The 22,588-nt window shown below is 71.5% G+C and carries 24 protein-coding genes; 16 read left to right on the plus strand and 8 right to left on the minus strand.

Features of this window, described 5'->3' with window-relative positions:
* Nucleotides 1-39 precede the first annotated feature (39 nt).
* The 4 genes from typA (at nucleotide 40) to ACWGQ1_RS17440 (ending at nucleotide 5,786) form a co-directional block, all read left to right on the plus strand.
* Nucleotides 40-1,953, plus strand: a complete 1,914-nt coding sequence (gene typA, locus ACWGQ1_RS17425; protein WP_136028639.1) for a translational GTPase TypA — start codon at nucleotides 40-42, stop codon at nucleotides 1,951-1,953.
* A gap of 171 nt (nucleotides 1,954-2,124) precedes the next feature.
* Complete coding sequence (locus ACWGQ1_RS17430) at nucleotides 2,125-3,009, plus strand: aggregation-promoting factor C-terminal-like domain-containing protein (RefSeq protein WP_452313439.1); 885 nt, start codon at nucleotides 2,125-2,127, stop codon at nucleotides 3,007-3,009.
* Between the two features lie 108 nt (nucleotides 3,010-3,117).
* Nucleotides 3,118-4,164, plus strand: coding sequence for a glutaminase A (glsA, locus tag ACWGQ1_RS17435; RefSeq protein ID WP_452313440.1), 1,047 nt, complete (start codon nucleotides 3,118-3,120; stop codon nucleotides 4,162-4,164).
* Entirely contained in the window at nucleotides 4,161-5,786 is a 1,626-nt protein-coding gene (locus tag ACWGQ1_RS17440) for an MFS transporter (RefSeq protein WP_452313441.1), read from the plus strand. Before glsA ends, ACWGQ1_RS17440 begins: the two co-directional genes overlap by 4 nt.
* 8 nt (nucleotides 5,787-5,794) lie before the next feature.
* Here ACWGQ1_RS17440 and ACWGQ1_RS17445 read toward each other — a convergent pair whose 3' ends face one another.
* Nucleotides 5,795-6,343, minus strand: a complete 549-nt coding sequence (locus ACWGQ1_RS17445; protein WP_136036699.1) for a helix-turn-helix domain-containing protein — start codon at nucleotides 6,341-6,343, stop codon at nucleotides 5,795-5,797.
* Nucleotides 6,344-6,445: 102 nt separating this feature from the next.
* Here ACWGQ1_RS17445 and ACWGQ1_RS17450 point away from each other — a divergent pair, with 102 nt between their 5' ends.
* The 6 genes from ACWGQ1_RS17450 to ACWGQ1_RS17475 all read left to right on the plus strand — a co-directional run bounded on the left by ACWGQ1_RS17450 (nucleotide 6,446) and on the right by ACWGQ1_RS17475 (nucleotide 10,855).
* On the plus strand, nucleotides 6,446-7,162 hold the full coding sequence (locus ACWGQ1_RS17450; RefSeq protein WP_136045755.1) for an AzlC family ABC transporter permease: 717 nt from the start codon (nucleotides 6,446-6,448) through the stop codon (nucleotides 7,160-7,162).
* A complete protein-coding gene (locus tag ACWGQ1_RS17455; protein ID WP_452313442.1) occupies nucleotides 7,159-7,473 on the plus strand; it encodes an AzlD domain-containing protein in 315 nt (104 codons plus the stop codon). Before ACWGQ1_RS17450 ends, ACWGQ1_RS17455 begins: the two co-directional genes overlap by 4 nt.
* Nucleotides 7,474-7,519: 46 nt before the next feature.
* A complete protein-coding gene (locus tag ACWGQ1_RS17460; protein WP_206251516.1) occupies nucleotides 7,520-7,924 on the plus strand; it encodes a hypothetical protein in 405 nt (134 codons plus the stop codon).
* 9 nt (nucleotides 7,925-7,933) lie between these two features.
* Nucleotides 7,934-8,254 carry a ferredoxin gene (fdxA, locus tag ACWGQ1_RS17465; RefSeq protein ID WP_017203330.1) on the plus strand — a complete coding sequence of 107 codons (321 nt, stop codon included), beginning with the start codon at nucleotides 7,934-7,936 and terminating at the stop codon, nucleotides 8,252-8,254.
* A 9-nt stretch (nucleotides 8,255-8,263) separates the two neighbouring features.
* The gene (dapC, locus tag ACWGQ1_RS17470) at nucleotides 8,264-9,376 is read left to right on the plus strand and encodes a succinyldiaminopimelate transaminase (protein WP_136028646.1); all 1,113 of its coding nucleotides are present in this window, start codon (nucleotides 8,264-8,266) and stop codon (nucleotides 9,374-9,376) included.
* A 189-nt stretch (nucleotides 9,377-9,565) separates the two neighbouring features.
* The gene (locus ACWGQ1_RS17475; RefSeq protein ID WP_136028647.1) at nucleotides 9,566-10,855 is read left to right on the plus strand and encodes a citrate synthase; all 1,290 of its coding nucleotides are present in this window, start codon (nucleotides 9,566-9,568) and stop codon (nucleotides 10,853-10,855) included.
* 116 nt (nucleotides 10,856-10,971) lie between these two features.
* On the opposite strand, the gene ACWGQ1_RS17480 is transcribed toward ACWGQ1_RS17475, so the two are convergent.
* Both ACWGQ1_RS17480 and dapD read right to left on the minus strand, forming a co-directional pair.
* Entirely contained in the window at nucleotides 10,972-12,372 is a 1,401-nt protein-coding gene (locus ACWGQ1_RS17480) for a DEAD/DEAH box helicase (protein ID WP_452313443.1), read from the minus strand.
* A gap of 236 nt (nucleotides 12,373-12,608) precedes the next feature.
* The gene (gene dapD, locus ACWGQ1_RS17485; RefSeq protein WP_452313444.1) at nucleotides 12,609-13,562 is read right to left on the minus strand and encodes a 2,3,4,5-tetrahydropyridine-2,6-dicarboxylate N-succinyltransferase; all 954 of its coding nucleotides are present in this window, start codon (nucleotides 13,560-13,562) and stop codon (nucleotides 12,609-12,611) included.
* A 66-nt stretch (nucleotides 13,563-13,628) separates the two neighbouring features.
* On the opposite strand from dapD, the gene dapE reads away from it, so the two are divergent.
* The 3 genes from dapE to ACWGQ1_RS17500 all read left to right on the plus strand — a co-directional run bounded on the left by dapE (nucleotide 13,629) and on the right by ACWGQ1_RS17500 (nucleotide 16,169).
* Nucleotides 13,629-14,702, plus strand: coding sequence for a succinyl-diaminopimelate desuccinylase (gene dapE, locus ACWGQ1_RS17490; protein WP_452313445.1), 1,074 nt, complete (start codon nucleotides 13,629-13,631; stop codon nucleotides 14,700-14,702).
* Nucleotides 14,684-15,901: a hypothetical protein gene (locus tag ACWGQ1_RS17495; RefSeq protein ID WP_136035379.1), complete on the plus strand. Its 1,218-nt coding sequence runs from the start codon at nucleotides 14,684-14,686 to the stop codon at nucleotides 15,899-15,901. The genes dapE and ACWGQ1_RS17495 overlap by 19 nt, the downstream gene beginning before the upstream one ends.
* A 94-nt stretch (nucleotides 15,902-15,995) precedes the next feature.
* On the plus strand, nucleotides 15,996-16,169 hold the full coding sequence (locus ACWGQ1_RS17500; protein WP_136033199.1) for a DUF3117 domain-containing protein: 174 nt from the start codon (nucleotides 15,996-15,998) through the stop codon (nucleotides 16,167-16,169).
* A gap of 89 nt (nucleotides 16,170-16,258) precedes the next feature.
* Here the strand turns inward: ACWGQ1_RS17500 and ACWGQ1_RS17505 are convergent, their stop codons facing one another.
* On the minus strand, nucleotides 16,259-16,897 hold the full coding sequence (locus ACWGQ1_RS17505; protein WP_136033197.1) for an O-methyltransferase: 639 nt from the start codon (nucleotides 16,895-16,897) through the stop codon (nucleotides 16,259-16,261).
* Between the two features lie 90 nt (nucleotides 16,898-16,987).
* On the opposite strand from ACWGQ1_RS17505, the gene ACWGQ1_RS17510 reads away from it, so the two are divergent.
* Nucleotides 16,988-17,362, plus strand: a complete 375-nt coding sequence (locus ACWGQ1_RS17510) for a Sec-independent protein translocase family protein (RefSeq protein ID WP_136033195.1) — start codon at nucleotides 16,988-16,990, stop codon at nucleotides 17,360-17,362.
* A 9-nt stretch (nucleotides 17,363-17,371) separates the two neighbouring features.
* On the opposite strand, the gene ACWGQ1_RS17515 is transcribed toward ACWGQ1_RS17510, so the two are convergent.
* From ACWGQ1_RS17515 to ACWGQ1_RS17530, 4 genes are read right to left on the minus strand one after another with little or no spacing between them, the layout of a single operon-like run.
* Nucleotides 17,372-17,866 carry a YcxB family protein gene (locus ACWGQ1_RS17515; RefSeq protein WP_136035377.1) on the minus strand — a complete coding sequence of 165 codons (495 nt, stop codon included), beginning with the start codon at nucleotides 17,864-17,866 and terminating at the stop codon, nucleotides 17,372-17,374.
* An 18-nt stretch (nucleotides 17,867-17,884) separates the two neighbouring features.
* Entirely contained in the window at nucleotides 17,885-19,006 is a 1,122-nt protein-coding gene (locus tag ACWGQ1_RS17520) for a P-loop NTPase (RefSeq protein WP_452313446.1), read from the minus strand.
* Nucleotides 19,003-19,527, minus strand: coding sequence for a DUF1003 domain-containing protein (locus ACWGQ1_RS17525; protein ID WP_136033189.1), 525 nt, complete (start codon nucleotides 19,525-19,527; stop codon nucleotides 19,003-19,005). Before ACWGQ1_RS17525 ends, ACWGQ1_RS17520 begins: the two co-directional genes overlap by 4 nt.
* On the minus strand, nucleotides 19,527-20,792 hold the full coding sequence (locus ACWGQ1_RS17530) for a magnesium transporter MgtE N-terminal domain-containing protein (protein ID WP_452313447.1): 1,266 nt from the start codon (nucleotides 20,790-20,792) through the stop codon (nucleotides 19,527-19,529). The genes ACWGQ1_RS17525 and ACWGQ1_RS17530 overlap by 1 nt, the downstream gene beginning before the upstream one ends.
* Before the next feature lie 85 nt (nucleotides 20,793-20,877).
* Here ACWGQ1_RS17530 and ACWGQ1_RS17535 point away from each other — a divergent pair, with 85 nt between their 5' ends.
* Together ACWGQ1_RS17535 and ACWGQ1_RS17540 are read left to right on the plus strand one after the other, a co-directional pair.
* The gene (locus ACWGQ1_RS17535; protein WP_452313448.1) at nucleotides 20,878-21,678 is read left to right on the plus strand and encodes a general stress protein; all 801 of its coding nucleotides are present in this window, start codon (nucleotides 20,878-20,880) and stop codon (nucleotides 21,676-21,678) included.
* A gap of 16 nt (nucleotides 21,679-21,694) precedes the next feature.
* Entirely contained in the window at nucleotides 21,695-22,354 is a 660-nt protein-coding gene (locus tag ACWGQ1_RS17540; protein WP_136029990.1) for an alpha/beta hydrolase family protein, read from the plus strand.
* Nucleotides 22,355-22,588: the final 234 nt, after the last annotated feature.

The following is a 22,588-nucleotide window of genomic DNA, read 5'->3' on the forward strand; positions in this document are numbered from 1 at the left end:
GCTTCCCGGCGCAACCCCACACTCTTTGAGGACCCTTGTATGGCGCACGCCCTCCGCTCTGACCTCCGCAACGTCGCAATCGTCGCCCACGTCGACCACGGCAAGACCACGCTCGTCGACGCGATGCTCCGCCAGACGGGCTCCTTCGGCGAACACTCGCACGTCGAGGAGCGGGCGATGGACTCGAACGACCTCGAGCGCGAGAAGGGCATCACGATCCTCGCCAAGAACACGGCGATCACCTACAAGGGCAAGCACGCCGACGGCAAGGAGATCACGATCAACGTGATCGACACGCCCGGCCACGCCGACTTCGGCGGCGAGGTCGAGCGCGGCCTGTCCATGGTCGACGGTGTCGTGCTGCTCGTCGACGCGAGCGAGGGCCCGCTGCCGCAGACCCGCTTCGTGCTGCGCAAGGCCCTCGAGGCCAAGCTGCCCGTGATCCTGCTGGTCAACAAGACCGACCGCCCAGACGCCCGCATCGCCGAGGTCGAAGAGGAGGCGCACGACCTGCTGCTGGGTCTCGCGTCCGACCTGGTCGACGACGTGCCCGACCTCGATGTCGACGCGCTGCTCGACGTTCCGGTCGTGTACGCCTCCGGCCGTGCCGGCGCCGCCTCGCAGAACCGTCCCGCCGACGGGTCGCTGCCCGACAACGACGACCTGGAGCCGCTGTTCGAGGCGATCCTCGAGCACGTGCCCGCGCCGTCCTATGACGACGAGGCGCCGCTGCAGGCCTGGGTCACGAACCTCGACTCCAGCCCGTTCCTCGGCCGACTCGCCCTGCTGCGCGTGTTCAACGGCACGCTCAAGAAGGGCCAGACGGTCGCCTGGGTCCGCTCCGACGGCACGACCAGCAACGCCCGGATCACCGAGCTGCTGAAGACCCGCGCCCTGGAGCGCTACCCGGCCGACTCCGCCGGCCCCGGCGACATCGTCGCGATCGCCGGCTTCGAGGACATCACGATCGGCGAGACCATCGCCGACCCCGAGGACATCCGTCCGCTGCCGGCCATCACGGTCGACGACCCCGCGATCTCCATGACGATCGGCACGAACACGTCGCCGCTCATGGGCAAGGTCAAGGGGCACAAGCTCACCGCCCGCATGGTGAAGGATCGTCTGGACCGCGAGCTCATCGGCAACGTCTCGCTCAAGGTCGTCGACATCGGCCGTCCCGACGCCTGGGAGGTGCAGGGCCGCGGTGAGCTGGCGCTCGCCATCCTCGTCGAGAACATGCGTCGCGAAGGCTTCGAGCTCACGGTCGGCAAGCCGCAGGTGGTCACCAAGAAGATCGACGGCAAGGTCTACGAGCCGTTCGAGCACCTGACCATCGACACGCCGGAGGAGCACCTCGGCGCGATCACGCAGCTCCTCGCGAACCGCAAGGGCCGCATGGAGAACATGACCAACCACGGCACCGGCTGGGTGCGCATGGAGTTCGTCGTGCCCTCGCGCGGTCTCATCGGCTTCCGCAGCGAGTTCCTCACGACCACCCGCGGCACCGGCATCGCGAACGCGATCTCGCACGGGTACGAGCCGTGGGCCGGTCAGATCACGACGCGCCAGAACGGCTCGATCGTGGCCGACCGCTCCGGCGTGGTGACCCCCTTCGCGATGATCGCCCTGCAGGAGCGCATGTCGTTCTTCGTGCAGCCGACCGAAGAGGTCTACGAGGGCATGGTCATCGGCGAGAACTCGCGCGCCGACGACATGGACGTGAACATCACCAAGGAGAAGAAGCTCACCAACATGCGCTCCTCCACGGCCGACAACTTCGAGTCGATGACGCCGCCGCGGCTGCTCACGCTCGAGGAGAGCCTGGAGTTCGCGCGTGACGACGAATGCGTCGAGGTGACGCCCGAGAAGGTGCGCATCCGCAAGGTGATCCTGGACCAGACCGTCCGCGGTCGCGAGGCCTCGCGCCTGAAGCGTCAGGACGCGAACGCCTGAGGCATCCCCGCACCCTTCCGAGAGGGCCCCACGCTCCGGCGTGGGGCCCTCTTCTCATGAAAATGCCAGGTGGGGGCTAGGTCGATGACGCAGACTCGTTCACTTGCGTCCGGGGCAATCTCCCGATGAGTGTCCCGCATCGGGCGCACGACGACCCGAAAGTCGAACCCAATGCTTCAGAAGACCCGTGCGCTTCGGCGCGCCTCCGAGGTGGCTGCCGCGCGCGCCGCCGTCACCCGTACCCCGCTGCTCGTCCTGGGCACCGCGGCCGCCGCCCTCGTGGGGATCACCCTCACGGTCGGGGTGACGGCCGCCCCCGCCACCGGCACCGCGCAGCCGGCCGCGTCGGCCGCGATCACGAGCCAGGCCTTCGGCGCGGAACCGCTCACCCGCATCGCCGACGAGGCCGTGATGACGGTGTCGAAGGGGAAGGATGCGCTCGCAGCGGCGGACGCCCTGACCGCCGAGGTCTCCGCGTCCGGCCTCGACGTGAGCGCTGCGGCCCCGGTGGACACGACGCCGCTCGAGGATGACCTGGAGACCCTCGACGACCGTGCGACCCTGCCCTTGCTCCTCGTGACGGTCGCGACCGAGCAGGCCGCCGCCGAGACCGAGAAGGTCGTCGCGGAGACCGCGGCGCTGCAGCAGGCGTACACGGCGGCGCAGGAGCAGAAGGCCGCGGAGGAGGCGGCGCGCGTCGCCGCCGAGCAGGCCGCTGCGGCCGCCGCCGCGCTCGCCGCGGCCAACACGGTGGACGGCGCGAAGGCGACCGCGCAGCAGATGATGGCCGACCGCTACGGCTGGGGCGGCGATCAGTTCTCCTGCCTGAACTCGCTGTGGAACAAGGAGTCGGGCTGGAACTACCGGGCGTACAACGCCGATGGCGGTGCCACCGGGATCCCGCAGGCGCTTCCCGGCAGCAAGATGGCCTCGGCCGGCGCCGACTGGCAGACCAACGCGGCCACCCAGATCGCGTGGGGCCTGAAGTACATCGCCGATGCCTACGGCACGCCCTGCAGCGCCTGGGGCCACTCGCAGGCGATGAACTGGTACTGAGCCCGAGCGGGCCGGAGGTCACGCACCGTGACGGGCCTATCCTGAGAGGCGGTCGAGCGCTACGGTGACTGTGACGGCTGGGGAGCGTCGCGAATCCGAGGAGGAGTGGTGCTCGATCCCGTCGCCTGGCTCGATGTCCCGCAGGAGGTCTCGACTGGCACGCTGCCCGGCTGGGAGCGCGTGGACGAGATCGTCCGGGAGGCCCACGCCCGCTATGCCGGTGAGCGCGGAGGGCGCGTGGCCGACTACATCCCGGTGCTGGCCGAGGTGGACCCCGAGCTGTTCGGTCTCGCCGTCATCGAGGTCGGCGGCGGGGTGCACGACGCCGGAGACGCGCTGCACCCGTTCTCGATCCAGTCGATCTCGAAGATGTTCGTGTACGCCCTGGCGATCCAGGAGCACGGGCACGAGCGCGTCCGCGACATCGTCGGCGTCAACAACACCGGGCTCGCGTTCAACTCGGTCGTCGCGCTGGAGCTGAACGAGGGCCATCCGCGCAACCCGATGGTCAACGCCGGCGCGATCGCGACCACGGCGCTGATGCCGGGCGCGACCGCGGTCGAACAGTGGGAACGGGTGCGGGAGGGGCTGTCGGCGTTCGCCGGACGGCCGCTGAGCCTCGACGGCGAGGTGTACGCGTCGGAGGCGGCGTCGAACGACCGCAACCGCGCCCTCGGCTGGCTGCTCAAGAGCTACGGACGCCTGGCGGGCGACCCGGACCAGATCGTCGATGTGTACACGCGGCAGTGCGCGCTGAGCGTGACGGCGCACGACCTGGCCGTCATGGGGGCGACGCTCGCCGACGGCGGCGTGAACCCGATCACGGGGGAGCGCGTGGTGACGGCGGACGTGTGCCGCGACACGCTCGCGGTCGTCGCAGCGAGCGGCCTCTACGAGAACTCCGGCGACTGGTTGTTCGAGATCGGTCTCCCGGCGAAGTCCGGTGTCGCGGGAGGGATCGTCGCGGTCTCGCCGGGCAAAGGGGCGGCTGCCGGGTTCTCGCCGCGGCTGGACGACGCGGGCAACTCCGTGCGGTCGCAGATGGCGATCGGCCATCTGTCGCGCTCGCTCGGGCTCAATCTGTTCGCCTCCGCACCCGCGCAGGCGGACGACTCGCGGAGCGGTCCCCGATCGGCGGAGAAGGAGCGATCATGACGGAGACGGTGCAGGCGCCAGCGAAGACCTCGTGGCTGCCGATGGTGAGTCTGTTCCTCGCGCAGGTGCTGATGTCGTTCAATGTGGCGGCGCTGCCCATCTCCCTGGGCGGCATGGTCGGTGAGTTCGGCGTGCCGCCGACACTCGCCAGCACCACCATCGTGATGTACGGCCTGGCGGTCGCGGCGCTCGTGATGACGGGCGCGAAGCTCGGGCAGCGCGTCGGCTGGGTGCTGATCTTCCGGGTGGTGGTCGCCCTGTTCGCCGGCTCCGCGATCATGATGCTCACCGCCCCCGGCATCTGGTGGGCGATCGCCGGTCAGGCGGTGGCCGGGGCGGCCGCGGCCATCATCGTGCCGTCCATCGTGGCGCTGATCGCCGAGAACTACCGCGGATCCCAGCAGGCCACCGCGATCGGGGCCATCGGCTCCGCCCGCGCCATCTCGGGTGTGAGCGCCTTCCTCATCGGCGGCACACTGGGCACGCTCGTCGGCTGGCGCCCGCTGTTCTTCATCGTGCTGGCGATCGCGGTCGCCGTCTTCGCCCTGAGCTTCACGCTGCGCGGCGACCGCGGCGACGCCTCCATCCGCATCGACCTCGTGGCGTCGCTCCTGATCGGCGGCGCGATCGTGCTGCTGACGCTCGGGTTCAACAACCTCAACGGCTGGGGTGCGCTGGCCGCATCGCCGGCCGCCCCGTTCAGTGTGCTGGGGCTGTCGCCGGCACCGCTGTTCATCGTGCTCGGCCTCGTGCTGGGGCAGGCGTTCTTCCTGTGGACGCGGCGGCGCATGGCGGAGGGCAAGGTACCGCTCATCGACCTCAGTGTGCTGGGGTCGTCGCGCGAGCGTGCCGCCGTCTACGCCATGTTCATCGTCGTGGGGCTCGAGGCGTGCGTGAACTTCACGATCCCGCTGTACATCCAGATCGTGCAGGGGAGGACCCCGTTCGACACGTCGTTGGCGATGATGCCGTTCAACCTCACGGTCTTCCTGACCGCGACACTGGTCGTGCGCTTCTACAAGCGCTACCCCCCGCGCACCATCGGGGTGTTCGGCTTCATCCTCACCACCGCCGCGCTCGTGTGGCTCTCGGTCGTCGTGACGAACAACTGGGAGACCGTGCCGACGATCGCGGGGCTGATCGTGTTCGGCATCGGACAGGGCGCCCTGGTCACGCTCGTGTTCAACGTGCTGGTCACGGCGGCCCCCGCGGAGCTGGCGGGCGACGTGGGCTCCCTGCGCGGCACGACGCAGAACCTCGCGTCGGCGGTGGGGACGGCTCTCGCCGGCGCGCTGCTGGTGTCGCTGCTCGCCCTGAACGTCGGTCGCGCGGTGGTCGAGCATCCGGAGCTGCCGCCGTCGCTGGTGGCGCAGGTGCCGATGGACGACGTGAACTTCATCAGCAACGACGACCTGCGCGTGGTGCTGGAGTCGACGGACGCCACGGAGGAGCAGGTGGATGCGGCGGTCGCCGTGAACGAGCAGGCGCGTCTGAGCACGCTCAAGCTCGGACTGCTGCTGCTGGCGGCGGTGAGCGCCCTGGCGATCCTCCCGGCGTCGCGGCTGCCGCAGTACCGGCCGCACGAGATCCCCGATCCGTCGCCGTCGAGCGGCTCGGACTGAGGCGGCGCTCAGCGCAGCTCGGAGATGAGGACCGCGCTCGTCCCGGGCTTGGTGGCCTCGAAGATGTGCGACACGTCTCCGGCGTACGTGAGGTAGTCGCCGGGGTCGAGCACGACGGGCTCGTCGGGCGGGCCGATGCGGGCCTGGCCCGCGATCAGGATCACGTGCTCGATCGTGCCCGGGTGGTGCGGGTCGGAACGGCGGGGGTCTCCGGGCTCGGCCTGGATCAGGTACACGTCGCGCCGGGCGCCGGGCGGGCTGGCCGAGAGGAGGGTCGCGCTGTAGGCGGCGGCGGACGAGGGCACGCCCGCGAGCTCGTCGGCGCGGATGAGCGTGGGCGCGTTGGCCTGCTGGTCGACCAGCACCGCGAAGGGCACCCCGAGGGCGACGCCCAGGGCCCACAGCGTCTCGACGCTGGGGTTGCCCGCGCCGCTCTCGAGCTGTGAGACGGTCGCCTTGGAGACGCCGGCGCGGCGGGCGAGCTCCGAGACGGACAGGCTCGCGGCCTCTCGCTCGCGGCGGAGCGTGCGGGCGAGGCGGGTGCGGAGATCCTCCATGCGTTCATCATGTCAAACGATCGTTCGCTTGACTATCCACCAGCGGCTGTTCAGAATGATGGTCATGCGTTCACTCAAACGAACAGCGCGCGCGGTGTCCCGGTGACCGCGGAACGCGAGGTGTGGCGCGAGGCGCTCGGCGTCGTGCTCGCCACCAGCGCCTACGGCATCTCCTTCGGTGCCCTCGCCGTCGCCTCCGGGCTGGACGTGTGGCAGACCTGCGTGCTGAGCCTGCTGATGTTCACGGGCGGGTCGCAGTTCGCGTTCATCGGCGTCTTCGCCTCGGGCGGCCTCGCCGCCCTCCCGTCGGCGATCGCCTCGGCCGCGCTGCTCGGCGTGCGCAACGTCGCCTACGGCATGCGCATGTCGCCCCTCGTCGGAGGAGGACCGTGGCGCCGTGCGGCCGCCGCGCACTTCACGATCGACGAGTCCACCGCCGTCGCGATCGCCCAGAACGACCCTCGCCTGCGCCGGGTGGGCTTCTGGGTCACGGGCGTGGGCATCTTCATCGGCTGGAACCTGACCACCCTCACCGGAGCCCTCGTCGGCGACGTGCTCGGCGACCCGAAGGCCTGGGGCTTGGACGCGGCGGCCGCGGCAGCGTTCCTCGCCCTGCTGTGGCCGCGCCTCCGTCAGCGCCAGGCGGTGGCCGTCGGCGTGGCGGCGGCAGTGGTCGCGGCGGCGTTGACCCCGTTCCTCATGCCGGGGTTGCCGGTGCTGATCGCCGCGGTCGTCGCGATCGCGGTCGGGTGGTTCAACTGGCTCGGGCGGGACGACGCGGGGCGCGAGCCGCTCGAGACGCGGGAGGCCGGCGCATGAGCCTGTGGAGCGCCGTCCTGCTGGCCGCCCTGATCTGCCTCGCGCTCAAGGCCGCGGGCTACCTCGTGCCGCCGAAGGTGCTCGAGGCGCCGCGTCCCGCCCGCATCTCCGATCTGCTCACGGTGGCCCTGCTCGCGGCACTCGTCGCTGTGCAGACCCTCGGCGACGGCCAGGCCGTCACGGTCGATGCCCGCGTGCCCGCGCTGCTGGTGGCGGCCGGACTGCTGTGGCTGCGGCAGTCGTTCCTCGTGGTGGTCGTGGCGGCGGCGCTGGTGGCGGCGCTGCTGCGGCTGTTCGGGCTCGCGAGCTGATCGGCGGGTGCCGCGACCGCCGCGCGGATAGGATCGAGGGGTGCGCGTGAACGGGATCTCGAGGGTGCTGTCGTGGGTCGCCGCGGCCCTGGTCGGCGGTGTCTACGGCGTGGCCGGGACCATCGCGCACAGCGTGACGTGGGGCCCGATCCCGGTCGGCCTGATCGTCGCGGCGATCGCCTGCGCCGCCATCCTGGTGGCGATCCGCGCGCTCACCCACGACCGCTGGGCGGCCGTCGCCGCAGGGCTCGGGATGCTCGGCATGCTGGTCATGATCTCCGGTGTGGGCCCCGGCGGCTCCGTCGTCGTGCAGGACTCGCTCGCCGGTCGCATCTGGACCTACCTGGCGGCGGGGATCGTGCTGCTCGTTGTCGCGTGGCCGTCGTTCTCCCGCCCGCCCGCGCGACCCGCGAGCGCGCCGACGGAGGACCGGGAGCCGAGCGCGACGTAGACTGGAGCGGTGACGTATGTGATCGCCCTCCCGTGCGTCGATGTCAAGGATCGCGCCTGCATCGACGAGTGCCCCGTTGACTGCATCTACGAGGGCGAACGGTCGTTGTACATCCACCCGGACGAATGCGTCGACTGCGGTGCCTGTGAGCCGGTGTGCCCCGTCGAGGCCATCTACTACGAGGACGACCTGCCCGACGAGTGGCAGGACTACTACAAGGCCAACGTCGAGTTCTTCGACGAGATCGGCTCGCCCGGAGGCGCCGCCAAGGTCGGCGTCTACCCGTTCGACCACCCGATCATCGCCGCGCTGCCGCCGCAGGGCGAGTAGGCGCCGGCCGTGAGCGTCCGCGACCTCGCCGACTACCCGTGGGACGCGGTCGTCCCGTTCCGTGACCGCGCAGCGCAGCACCCGGGCGGTCTGGTCGACCTCTCGGTCGGCTCGCCCGTCGACCCGACGCCCGACATCATCCGCCGGGCGCTCGCCGAGGCGACAGACGCCCACGCCTATCCGCAGACGGTCGGGACCCCCGCGCTGCGCGAGGCCATCGTCGCCTGGTATGCGCGCCGCCGCGGCGTGCCGGATCTGCGCATCGACAACGTGCTGCCCACGATCGGCTCGAAGGAGCTCGTCGGGCTCCTGCCCACGCTGCTCGGTCTCGGGCCGGGCGACATCGTGGTGCACCCGCGCGTGGCCTATCCGACGTACGACGTGGGCGCCCGCGTCGCCGGAGCCACACCGCTCGCGGCCGACGATCCGGCGGAGTGGCCCGAGGGCACGAAGCTCATCTGGATCAACACCCCGGGCAACCCCGACGGGCGCACCTGGAGCGTCGCGGAGCTCGCGGCCGCCGTGCGTCGCGCGCGCGAGCTGGGCGCGGTCCTGGCGAGCGACGAGTGCTACGCGGAGCTGGGGTGGGACGGCCCGTGGTCGACGGAGCCGATCCCGTCCGTGCTGGACCCGCGGGTGACCGACGGCAGCCGCGCCAACCTGCTCAGCGTGTACTCGCTCAGCAAGCAGTCGAACCTCGCGGGGTATCGCGCCGCCTTCGTGGCCGGGTGCGCCCGCATCGTGGGGGAGCTGCTCACCGCCCGCAAGCACCTCGGCCTCATGCCGCCCGCTCCGGTGCAGCACGCGATGGCCGTGGCGCTCGGCGACGACGCGCACGTGGCCGCGCAGAAGGAGCTGTACCGCGCCAGGCGCGACCTGCTCCGTCCGGCCCTGGAGGCCGCCGGCTTCCGCATCGACGGCTCGGAGGCGGGTCTCTACCTGTGGGCGACGGAGGGACGCGACGCGTGGGAGTCGCTGGGGCGGCTCGCCGACCTGGGCATCCTCGCGGGTCCCGGCCCCTTCTACGGTGCCGACGCGGCGCAGCACGTGCGGCTCGCGCTGACCGCGCCGACCGAGCGGGTGAGCGCGGCGGCAGAGCGCCTGCACGACGGCGCTCTGTAGCTTCCCTCAGCTCAGTGGCGATCTGTTTGGCGGTTGTCACAGTAGGCCGGTGGGACTACTAGGCTGTAAAAGCGATTCGGTCGTCACCCGACCAGGCGCTCGGCGCCGAGAGATCGCCACTTCCGGCTTGATCACGAACGTGCTGACACCCCCGCGACGCGCAGGCGGTCAGACAAAGGAGGAGGGCGCGTGAGCGCTGCAGCAGACCAGACGGCGAAGCTGACGATCGGTGACACCACCGCCGAATTCCCCGTGGTGCGCGGCACGGCCGGCCACGACAGCATCGATTTCTCGACGTTGACCAGGCAGACCGGGTACACCGGACTCGACTACGGCTTCGTGAACACCGCCTCGACCAAGTCCGAGATCACCTTCATCGACGGCGACAAGGGCATCCTGCGCTACCGCGGCTACCCGATCGAACAGCTCGCCGGGAGCACCAGCTACCTCGAGGTGGCGTGGCTGCTCATCTACGGCGAGCTGCCCTCGGCATCCGAGCTCGCCGAGTTCGACGAGAAGATCCGCCGCCACACGCTGCTGCACGAAGACCTCAAGCGCTTCTTCTCCGCGCTGCCGCACACCGCGCACCCCATGTCCGTGCTGTCCTCGGCGGTCGCCGCCCTGTCGACGTACTACGAGGGCCAGACCGACCCGCACAACCCCGAGCACGTCGAGCTGAACATGATCCGCATGCTCGCCAAGCTCCCGGTGATCGCGGCCTACGCGCACAAGAAGAGCGTCGGGCAGGCGTTCCTGTACCCTGACAACTCCCTCGGGTTCGTGGAGAACTTCCTCAAGCTCAACTTCGGCGTCAACTCCGAGCCGTATGAGATCAACCCGGTCATGGCGAAGGCGCTCGAGCTGCTGCTGATCCTGCACGAGGACCACGAGCAGAACGCCTCCACGTCGACCGTCCGCCTCGTCGGCTCGACGGGCGCGAACCAGTTCGCCTCCGTGTCCGCCGGCATCCAGGCGCTCTCCGGCCCGCTGCATGGCGGTGCGAACGAGGCCGTGCTGACGATGCTCGGCCAGATCCGCGACTCGGGGCAGAGCGTCGCGCGCTTCGTGGAGCGGGTGAAGAACAAGGAAGAGGGCGTGAAGCTGATGGGCTTCGGGCACCGGGTCTACAAGAACTACGACCCGCGCGCCAAGCTCGTCAAGGAGGCGGCCGACGAGGTGCTCGCCTCGCTGGGCGTGACAGACCCGCTGCTCGATCTGGCGAAGGAGCTCGAGGAGCTCGCGCTCGCCGACGACTACTTCCGCGAGCGTCGCCTCTACCCGAACGTCGATTTCTACACCGGCGTGATCTACAAGGCGATGGGCTTCCCGACGCGCATGTTCACGGTGCTGTTCGCGATCGGACGGCTCCCGGGCTGGCTCGCGCAGTGGCGTGAGCTGCAGCTCGACCCGCAGACCAAGATCGGCCGCCCGCAGCAGCTGTACACGGGTTCGCCCGAGCGGTCCTTCCCGACGCGCTGAGCCGTCACCCGAAACGCCCCCTCCGTCACATCGGAGGGGGCGTTTCGGCGTCCGGCAGCGCAACGCAGAACGGTGCCCCTCCGTGAAGAGGAGCACCGTTCCGGGTGGCAGGGGTGTCAGCGGCCCTGCGAGCCGCGGCCACCGCCCTGGCGGGACTGGCCGCCCTGGCGCGAAGCGCCGCCGGTCTGCGTGGAGTAGCTGCCGCCCTGGCCGCCGCCCTGACCGCCGGAGCGGCGGCGGCGACGTCGCGCGGGCGGGGTCGCCGCGGAGCTGCGTTCGCCACCGGCGGGCCGCTGCTTGGCGGCCGGGCGCTGCGGCGCCTGCTGCACCGGTGCGGGGCGCACGTGCGGCGCGCGCTCCGGCACCAGCTCGGTCACCGCGGCCGGGGTGAGCTCTTCGAGCGGGGCCGAGATCGCGGCCTTGCGCAGCAGGTCCTTCACGTCGCGGCGCTGCTCGGGGAGCACGACCGTGACCACCGTGCCCGCGGCGCCGGCACGCGCGGTGCGGCCGGAGCGGTGCAGATAGGCCTTGTGCTCGACGGGCGGATCGACGTGCACCACGAGGTCGACGTTGTCGACGTGCACACCGCGCGCCGCGACATCCGTGGCCACGAGCACGCGCACCCCGCCGTCCTCCGGAGCGGTCGAGAACGCGCCGAGGTTGCGCTCGCGCGCGTTCTGCGAGAGGTTGCCGTGCAGGTCGACCGCGGGGATGCCGGCGGCCGTGAGCTGCTTGGCGAGCTTCTTCGCCTGGTGCTTCGTGCGCGTGAACAGGATGCGACGGCCGGTGCCGGACGCCAGGTCGCGCACGAGCACGGTCTTGTTCTCGGTGGAGTCGACCACCAGCACGCGGTGCGTCATCTCGCCCACGGGCACGCTCGCCTCATCGACCTCGTGGCTGACCGGGTTCGAGAGGAACCGGCGGGCGAGGGTGTCAATGCCGCGGTCGAGGGTCGCGCTGAACAGCAGGCGCTGTCCGTCGGCGGGCGTCGCCGCGAGGATGCGGGTGACGCCGGGGAGGAAGCCGAGGTCGGCCATGTGGTCGGCCTCGTCGAGCACCGCGACCTCGATCGCGCTCAGACGCACGACCTGCTGCTTCATGAGGTCTTCGAGGCGACCGGGGCAGGCCACCACGATGTCGACGCCGCCCTGCAGCGCCTTCTCCTGCGGACGCTGGCTGACACCGCCGAACACGGTGGTGACGCGGAGGCCCACGGCCTCGGCGAGCGGGGCCACGGTGGCGGCGATCTGCGTCGCGAGCTCTCGGGTCGGCGCGAGCACCAGGCCGCGGGGGAGCCCGGCGCGGCGCTTGGTGCCCGAGGCCGCGAGCCGCGCCACGAGCGGAAGGGCGAAGGCGATGGTCTTGCCGCTGCCGGTGCGTCCGCGACCGAGGAGGTCACGGCCGGCGAGCGAATCGGGAAGGGTGTCGCGCTGGATCGCGAACGCCTCGGTCTTGCCGGAGGCGGCGAGACCGGCGGCGAGCTCGGCGGGAACGCCGAGATCGAGGAAGGAAGGCATGCAGAAACTCCGTCAGCGCCCGACAGGGGCGCGGTAGTGGGGTGAGGTGGGCGAGGACGCGGCGGATCGCGCGTCCATTCGCCGTACGTATGGCCAGTTCGGGCTGGTGATGGGAGCGCCGGGCGCTCGCTTCGGTCCTCGGAGACCCCTAGACGACGACGATGCTGACCGGCCGGCGGCGCGAGCAGCGGTGTCAGTCTACCAGTGGCGGCATGCCGGAGGCCGCATGCCCGGTGTCAGGCGTGCAGCGCGTCGTTCAGCGTGACCCCGACGCCGGCGCGCTGGACCGCCTCGACTGCACCGGTGAGGGAGTTGCGGCGGAACAGGAGGCGGTCGCGGCCGGACAGCTCCGCGCCCTTCACGGTCGGACGGCCGCGGTCCGGAGTGACCGGGCCGTCGGCCAGCACGATCTTGGTACCAGCCGTGACGTAGAGCCCGGCCTCGACCACGCAGTCGTCACCCAGCGAGATGCCGATCCCCGCGTTGGCGCCCAGGAGCGTGCGCGACCCGATCGAGACACGGTGCGTGCCGCCGCCGGAGAGCGTGCCCATGATGGAGGCGCCGCCACCGATGTCGCTGCCGTCGCCCACGACGACACCCTGCGAGATGCGGCCCTCGACCATGGAGGCGCCGAGCGTACCGGCGTTGAAGTTCACGAAGCCCTCGTGCATCACGGTGGTGCCGGGGGAGAGGTGGGCGCCGAGGCGCACGCGGGACGCGTCGGCGATGCGGACACCGGCGGGCTGGACGTAGTCGGTCAGGCGCGGGAACTTGTCGAGCCCCTGCACCTGGATGCCCGCCCGCTGGAGCTGCGGGCGCAGACGGGCCGCGTCGGACGGCAGGACAGGTCCGGCGTTCGTCCAGGCCACGTTCGGCAGGTGGGCGAAGATGCCGTCCAGGTTCAGCTCGTTCGGGCGTGCGACCAGGTGCGACAGCGCGTGCAGCCGCAGGTACGCGTCCGCGGTGGAGGCGGGGGCGGCGTCGAGGTCGACCTGGAGCTGGACGACCTCGACCGTCACGTTGCGGCGCTCGTCCGGCCCGGCGAGCGGGACCAGGGCGTCGACCGCGGCCGCGGCGTCCTCGGTCGAGGGGGCGACGGTGCGCACCTCGGGGAACCAGGCGTCCAGGACGGTGCCGTCGCCGGCGGTCGTGGTCAGTCCGATGCCCCACACAGTTCTCGCGTCGCTCATACCTCCACGGTATCGCGGGCCGACCCGGGCCTCCGCCCGCATGACGACGGTCGGTAGGCTGAGGGCATGGTGCTCGATCTGACCGCGTCCTCTGCTGCCCTCACCCGCGCGATCTGCGACATCCCGAGCGTCTCGGGCGACGAGAAGACGCTCGCCGACGCCATCGAGCAGGCCGTCGCCCCCCTCGCGCACCTCGAGGTCATCCGGCACGGGAACACGATCGTCGCCCGCACCGACCGCGGCCGAGACCGTCGCGTGGCGATCGCCGGCCACATCGACACCGTGCCCGTGAACGGCAACCTTCCCACGCGCGACATCGAGCTCGACGGCGAGCCCTACCTGTGGGGGCGCGGCACGGTCGACATGAAGGCGGGCACCGCGGTGCAGCTGAAGCTCGCGGCCGAGCTGACCGACCCCGCGGTCGACATCACGTGGATGTGGTACGACAACGAAGAGGTCGAGGCGACCAAGAACGGGCTCGCGCTGCTGGCGGCGGCACGTCCCGACCTGCTCCAGGCGGACTTCGCGATCCTGGGCGAACCGTCGAACGGCGAGGTCGAGGGCGGCTGCAACGGCACGCTGCGGGCGATCGTGCGTACCTCGGGTGTCCGCGCCCACAGTGCCCGGGCGTGGATCGGCGAGAACGCCATCCATCGCGCCGCGCCCATCCTCACCCGTCTGGCCGAGTACCGCGCTCGGGAGGTCCCGGTCGAGGGGCTGCTGTACCGCGAGAGCCTCAGCGCCGTCCGCATCGCCGGCGGGGTGGCAGGCAACGTCATCCCCGACGCGTGCGAGGTCGAGGTCAACTACCGCTTCGCGCCCAGCAAGTCGGCCGCCGACGCCGAGGCCCACGTGCGCGCGGTGCTCGCGGGGTTCGACGTGGAGATCACGGATGCGGCCGAGGGGGCACGCCCCGGGCTGGACGCCGACATCGCGCGGGACTTCGTGGCGGCGGTCGGCGCCGAGCCGCGACCGAAGTACGGCTGGACCGACGTGGCGCGCTTCTCGGCGCTGGGCATCCCCGCCGTGAACTACGGCCCCGGTGACCCGCACCTCGCCCACCACGACGAGGAGCGGGTGCCGCTCGCGCAGATCGCGGCGGTCGAGCAGGGCCTGCGGGCATGGCTCACCTCGCACTGAGCACGGCACGTCGCTGGGCCCGGCTTCCCCTTCCGCTGCGCATCGGCCTGATCTATCTCGGCGCGCGCGTCGTGACGACGGGGTTCCTGATCGCGGCGGCGTCGCTGTCCACCGTCTTCTCGCGCTTCGGCGGTGACGCGGGCCTGATCGACTTCGTGCTCGGCTGGGACGCCCAGTGGTACTGGCAGGTGGCCGTCCACGGGTATCCGAGCGAGCTGCCGCTGACCGACGCCGGCGAGGTCGCCGAGAACGCGTGGGCGTTCATGCCGGTGTTCGCATACGCCGCGAAGGCGCTCGGTTTCGTGCTCGGCTCGTGGGGAGCGGGAGCGTTCGTGCTCGCCCTCGTCGCCGGCTACCTGGCCTGCCTGGCGCTGCACCGCCTGCTGCGCGATCGCATCGGCAGCGGGGCCGCGCTCTGGGCGGTCGTGTTCTTCGCCGCAGGGCCGCTGGCCGCGATGTTCCAGGTGGGCTATGCGGAGACGCTGTTCCTGCTGCTGCTGTTCCTCGCCCTGGACGCGACGATCCGCCGGCAGTACGCGTGGCTGTACCTGCTGATCCCGGTGATGGGCTTCACGCGACCCGGGGTTCTGGCGTTCGCGCTGTACCTCGGCCTCCACGGCATCCTCCGCTGGATCCACCGCCGCGACGATCCGCTCGCCCTGCGCGAGGTGGTGCACATCGTGGCGGTCGGCGCGCTCGCGGTCGCGACCGGCTTCGCGTGGCAGGTGATCGCCGCCGTCGTCACGGGCGACCCCGGGGCGTATCTCGCGACCGAGCTCGCCTGGCGTCGGCACTGGATCGTGGGCGGCGTCGACGGCTTCGTGCCGTTCGAGGGGTGGGTGCAGGCGTCGCAGTTCTGGTTCTCGCTGTGGGGGCTTCCCGCCGCGGGGGGACCCGTCGCGCTCGTGCTGCTCGTGGTGGCCGCGGCCCTCGCGCTGCTGTTCGCCCGCCCGGTGCGGGCACTGGGTGCGGACCTGCGCCTGTGGAGTGCGAGCTACCTGCTGTACCTGCTGGCGGTGTTCTTCCCGCAGTCGAGCACGTTCCGGTTGCTGCTGCCGCTCAGCCCGGCGTGGGGCGCGGTCGCGGTGCCCCGGTCGCGCGCCTGGCGTCTCGGCGTGCTGGTGCTGTGCCTGCTCGGTCAGTGGGTGTGGATCTACCACGTGTATGCGCTCGGCAGCACGTTCTGGCAGGTTCCCTGATCGCGCGGGAGAACGGGATTGTGTCGGCGTGACGTCCACGGCGCGGTGTCACCCGATAAACTCGTTCCATACCACCGGAGGAAAGGGAGCCACGATGGCAGCGATGAAGCCGAGGACCGGAGACGGACCGATGGAGGCCGTGAAAGAAGGACGACTCATCATCGTGCGCGTTCCGCTCGAGGGCGGCGGCCGCCTGGTCGTCTCCGTGAACGACGCCGAAGCGAAGGAGCTCCACGACGTGCTGGGTGCCGTCGTGACGCCGGCCTGATCGAACCGGGTCCGCTCGTGCGGAACCAGGAGGGCGATGGATCCGCGGATCCATCGCCCTCTTTCGCTGTTTCGGCCCCGTGCCCGCGGTCAGTCCTGGTCGTCGAGGCGCACCAGCTGCAGCAGTCCCTCACCGGCCGGCGACACCGTGGCCAGCACCGCGGAGGACTCCTGGGTCGCCTGCACCAGCGAGCGGTAGGCGGAGGTCACGTCGTCGCGCTGCACGGGGTCGGCCACGCGACCGCCGGCGAGGATGCGCGGCACGAGCACGAGCCCGCCGACCCGTGCGAGCCGCAAACCGTGCTCGACGTACTCGATCACGTTCTCCGGGTCGGCGTCGACCAGCACGATGTCGTACGAGGACTCGTTCATGCGCGGCAGCACGTCGCTCGCGCGACCCGTGATGAGGCGGGCGCGGGTGGACGGGACGCGGGCGTCGGCGAACGCCTGGCGTGCCGCGGCGAGATGCTCCGGCTCGTTGTCGATCGTGGTCAGGACGGCCTGCGGGGCGCCGCGCAGCAGCCAGAGGCCGGACACGCCGGCACCGGTGCCGATCTCGACGATCGACCGCGCCCCCGCGGCGGCGGCGAGCACGGCGATCTGCGAACCGACCGCGGCGCTCACCGGGGCGGCACCGAGCTCGACCGCGTGCGCGCGCGCCCTCGCGAGGGAATCCGGTTCGACGATGGATTCTCGAAGGAAGCGCGCGTTGGCGTCGTGCTCGCTCATGGCCTGACTCTCCCTGCCTGCGTGGGTGATGCCTCCAGGGTATGGGCTGTCTGCGCGCAGACTCCGCAGGCGCGGCGGTAGCCTGGTCACATGACGTTCGGTCTGACCTTCGAGAAGCTGCTGCTGATCGGCCTCATCGCGGTGCTGATCATCGGACCCGAACGTCTTCCCCGTGCGGCCGAGAGCTTCGCGCGACTCGTCCGCAAGGCCGGCGAGTACCTGCGCGACACCAAGTCGCGGATGCGGGAGGAGATGGGCCCCGAGCTCGACGACGTCGACTGGCGCAAGCTCGACCCGCGGCAGTACGACCCCCGGCGCATCATCCGCGACGCCCTGTTCGAGGAGCCCCAGCCGACGACCCCGGCCGCGGTCGCCGCCACCATCGCGGAACCGGTGGCCCCGCGCACCGCGCCGCCGGTGTTCGACGCGCAGAACCGTCCTCCGTTCGACTCCGAGGCCACCTGACCCGACGGCTCAGGAGACGCGGGATCGCAGGCGCGCGATGTCGTCGTCGCTCAGCAGCACGCGGGGGATCGCGGTCGCGACCGCGGCATCGCGCACCTTGAGCAGCACGGCGTCGCGCCCGACGCGGACGTGCTGGAACTCGGAGTAGGGGATCTCGGAGCGCCGCCGGTCGCTGCCCAGCTGCAGCCGGTCGTCCTCCAGCGCCACCCACACCACGCTCTCCACGGGCATGGCGGCCCGCACCGCACGGCGCGCGCTGGACACCGACAGCAGCACCGCATAGAGGCCGAGGGCGACCGCGACCGCCGGAGTGAAGGCCACGATGGCGGACGTCTCCTGCCCGGCGCGCGCGGTCGCGGTGAGGTTGAGCACGCCGATGATCAGGGCGGCGGCCAGCGCCAGCCACATGACGATGGCGACCGGGCGCGTGAGGGTGTAGATCGCGGCGTCCCTCGCCATGTGACGGAGCAGTCTCTCGTCCACGGTCACGGAGCGGTGCGGCATCCGGGCATCCTCCACGGGTCAGGAGATCGACATCGGCAGCGGTCGACCGGCGAGGCCGCGTCCCCGTCGTCCGAGCTGTGCGGCCAGAGTGCGGATCGCGGTCGCCGCCGCGTTGTCCGGCTCGGCGATCACGACGGGGTCGCCGACGTCGCCGCCCCGCCGCAGCGCGGGGCTGAGCGGGATCGATGCCAACAGCGGCACCGGGGAGCCGGGTTCCGACAGGGCCTCGGCGACCGCCGCCCCGCCGCCCGCGCCGAACAGGTCGACCACGGTGCCGTCCGGGAGCGTGTACGCCGCCATGTTCTCGACCACGCCGATCACCCGCTGTCCGGTCTGCCGCGCCACCAGTCCGCTGCGGATCGCCACCTCCGATGCGGCCGCCTGCGGCGTCGTCACCACGAGGACCTCCGCGTGGGGGAGCAGCTGACCGATCGAGATCGCGATGTCTCCCGTGCCGGGCGGCATGTCGATCAGCAGCACGTCGAGGTCGCCGAAGAAGACGTCGGTGAGGAACTGCGACACGGTCCGATGCAGCATGGGCCCGCGCCACGCGACGACCGACTCGCCGTCGCGCAGGAACATCCCGATCGAGATCGCCTTCACGCCGTGCGCGACCGGGGGCAGCATGAGGTCGTCGATGCGCGTGGGCTGCGTGCCGGCGGGGATGCCGAGCAGACCGGGGATCGAGAACCCGTGCACGTCGGCGTCGACGAGGCCGACCGCGAGCCCGCGCTGGGCGAGAGCGACCGCGAGGTTCGCGGTGACGGTGGACTTGCCGACGCCGCCCTTCCCGCTGGACACGAGGATCACGCGCGTGAGCGACTCGGGTCCGAACGGCATGTGGCGCGGCGGGCGACCGGCGCGCAGCTTCTCGGTCAGCGCCTTCCGCTCGGCGGGGGTCATGACCCCCACGTCCACCTCGACGGTCTCGATGCCGGGCACCGCGGCGGCCGCGGCGCGGACATCCCGCTCGATGCGGTCGGCGGCGGGGCATCCGACGATGGTCAACGCGATCCCGACGTGCGCGACGGTGCCGTCGACCTCGATGTCCCGCACCATGTCGAGCTCACCGATGGGGCGTCGCAGCTCCGGGTCCGTGACGGCGGAGACGGCGCTGCGGACGCTGTCGGCCGCGGTCATGGGGTCGCGCCGCCCGCCGGCTCGTCTTCGGCGTCGTTCAGCTCGGCCAGCAGCGCCTTCAGCTCCTGGCGCAGCACGTCTCGGGTGACCGCCTGCGAATTGCGCTCCTCGAGCGCCATGCGCAGCGCCACGATCTCCCGCGCCAGGTACTCCGTGTCGGCGAGGTTGCGCTCGGCCCGCTGGCGGTCCTGCTCGATCTGCACGCGGTCGCGGTCGTCCTGCCGGTTCTGCGCGAGCAGGATCAGCGGGGCGGCGTACGAGGCCTGCAGCGACAGCATGAGCGTGAGCGCCGTGAACCCCAGGGCCGCATCGTCGAAGCGCAGGTGGTGCGGCATGAGCGTGTTCCACCCGATCCAGAGGATGCAGAACAGGCTGAGGATCACGAGGAAGGCGGGCGTGCCCATGGCCCGGGCCACCCACTCCGTGAACCGTCCGAAGCGGTCGCGGGAGGTGGTGCGGGGGCGCGTGGTTCCCCGCCCCGGTGCGTCCAGGCGCGGCGTCGACCGGCTCATCCTCGCCATCAGCGCGCCCCCGTCGTGGGCGACGCGTCGTCGCTGTCGTGCGTGCGCCAGTCGTCGGGCAGCAGGTAGTCCAGCACGTCGTCGATGCTGATGGCGCCGACGAGGCGGTGGGCGGCGTCGACCACGGGCAGCGACACCAGGTCGTAGCTGGCGAGCATGCGGGCGACCTCGGCCGCGGAGGCCGTGACCGGGACGGGTTCGAGGCTGTCGTCGAGGATGGCGCCGAGGCGCTCGTGCGGCGGGTAGCGCAGCATCCGCTGGAAGTGCACGAGGCCCAGCAGGCGTCCGGTCGGGGTCTCGAACGGGGGCAGCGTGACGAACACCGCGGCGGCGAGGGCGGGGTGCAGCTCATGACGGCGGATGAGCGCCAGGGCCTCCGCCACGGTCGCGTCGGCGGAGAGGATGATCGGCTCCGGCGTCATCAGACCGCCCGCCGTGTCGGGGCCGTAGCGGAGCAGCATCCGGACGTCCTCTGCCTCTTCCGGCTCCATCAGCTCGAGCAGCTGCTCCAGGCGGTTGGGCGGCAGCTGTGCGAGCAGGTCGGCGGCGTCGTCCGGCTCCATCTGGTCGAGGATGTCCGCGGCGCGCTCGTCGCCGAGCCGGTCGAGGATGTGCACCTGCTCGTCCTCCGGCATCTCCTCCAGGGCGTCGGCGAGACGGTCGTCGGAGAGCTCTTCGGCGACCTCGATCATGCGCTGCTGCGGCAGGTCGAGGAGAGTGTTGGCGAGGTCGGCGGCGTGCAGTTCGGAGTACGACGCGACGAGCTGCTCGGCGGACTGCGCCTCGCCCGGCGCCCGCTCCTCGGCGACCTCGCTCCAGGCGGCGAACGTCGTCGGCCCCTTGGCGAAGGGGGAGGCCCCGGTCTTCGGTCGCCGCAGGAAGAGCTGGCTGATGGCCCATTCGCCCAGACGGTTCGGCTCGATCGCCACGTCTTCGATGACGGCGGTGCCGCTGCCGTCGATGAGGCTCACGCGGCGCCCGAGCATCTCCGCGAGCACCCGCACCTCACCGGCTCGCGGTGAGAAGCGGCGCACGTTGATGAGGCCCGTGGTGATGACCTGCCCCGACCGGATCGAGGTGACCCGCCCGATCGAGAGGAACACGTGGCGGCGGCCGGGGATCTCGACCACGAGGCCGATCACACGGGGGGCCGCGGTACTTCGATACACGACGACGACATCCCGGACTTTGCCGAGCCGGTCGCCGACGGGATCGAAGACGGCGCACCCTGCGAGGCGCGCGGCGAAGACCCGTTGTGTGCTCACTCGTCCAGCGTATCCCGGGGGTCTGGCCCGCGGCGGCCGCACGCCATCCGCGGCGGCCGTGAGCACGGCATGGAAGAATGGCTTGATGAGCATGCTTAATCGCCCAGCGAACGGCACGGACACCGGCGAGATCGTCGCCTCGATGCGCGACTACGAGAGCGCGCAGAAGACGGTGTCGAAGCTGATCGCCGGAGAGGTGCCGGCGCGGGACATCGCGATCGTCGGGCAGAGCGTCCGCACGGTCGAGCGGGTGACGGGGCGCCTCGGCTATGCCGCCGCCGCCCGATCGGGCGCGATCAACGGCGTGCTGATCGGGCTCTTCCTGTCGGCCATCCTCGTGCTCGGCAACCCCGAGGTCCCCATCCAGCTGTTCGTGGGATTCGTCTTCATCGGTGTCGCGGTCGGCATGCTGCTGAGCCTCGTGACGTACGCGATCGTCCGCCGGCGCCGCGACTTCGCGAGCGTCACGCAGTTCGCCGCCGATCACTACGAGGTCACGGTGCAGGCGGCGTCGCTGGCCAAGGCCCGCCAGGTGCTCGGTGCCACGCGGGTCGCTCCGGTGCGCCCGCCCGTGAACCTGGACGAGCCGCCGCGCTATGGGGAGCGCATCACCCCGGGTGCCGGCACCCCCGCGCCCGCTCCCGCACCCCCGGCTGCTCCGGCTCCCGCGCCCGCTCCGCCGGCCGCGCCGGCCCCCGAACCTGAGCCGGGCGCCGACCCCGCCCCCGCTCCGGCCCCCGAGCCCGCTCCGACCCCCGAGCCCGCACCGGCCCCGGAACCCGCTCCCGCCCCGGAGCCCGCTCCCGCCCCGGAGCCCGCTCCCGCCCCCGAGCCCGGGGTGCCGCCGCGGCCGGCCGATCCCGGCGCCGCTGGCACGATCCGCTGACGCGGCACGACGAGCGATGAGCACCCTCGACGTCGCGCTGCCCAACGGCACGGTCACGGTGTCGGTCGATCGGACGGACGCCGAGAGTGACGACATCGTCCTGATCGCCCACGGCGCCGGCGCGGGCAAGGACCACCCGTTCCTCGTCGGCCTCGCCGGGGCACTCGACGGTCTCGGTCTCGCGACGGCACGGTTCTCCTTCCCCTACAGCCAGCAGGGGCGGAAGATGCCGGGTCCGGCTGCCCACGCCGTCGCCACCTGGCGCGCGATCGTCGAGGCCACCCGGGCCGCCCACCCGGGACGACGCATCTGGGCCGCGGGCAAGTCGTACGGCGGGCGCATGGCGTCGCTCGCGGTCGCCGAGGGGCTCGCCGTCGACGGGCTCGTGTACCTCGGCTACCCCCTGCACCCGCCGGGGCGCCCGGATCGTCCGCGTACCGAGCACCTTCCGGCGATCGCCGTGCCGCAGCTGTTCATCGAGGGGACGAACGACCCGTTCATCCAGCCGCTGTCGCAGTTCGAGGAGGCGCTCGCCGCCTGCCAGGACGCCCGGGTCCACTGGATCGAGGGCGGCGGTCACTCCTTCGAGATCGCGGGACACAAGCGCCCCGCGGCCGATGTCGGGGCCGCGCTCGCCCCGGTGATCCGCGACTTCATCGTCGCCCGACGCCGCTGACGAGATTCCCCAGAACTTTTTCTCCGATTCGCGTAATGAATCGTGTGCGAGCCCGTCTCATCAGGTGGAGACGCCACACGAACTCCTCCGGGGGGCGGAGTTCGGGCGCCGGTGCGGGGGGTTCTGCGCCGGTCGTATGGGCCCACACGTCTGGAGGTATACCTTCCAAACATCTGACGCTTCCACCAAGGAGAAAGGTACAACGATCTGGGGCGACCGGCTACCCACAAAACC

The organism is Microbacterium sp. NPDC055599 (assembly GCF_053618975.1).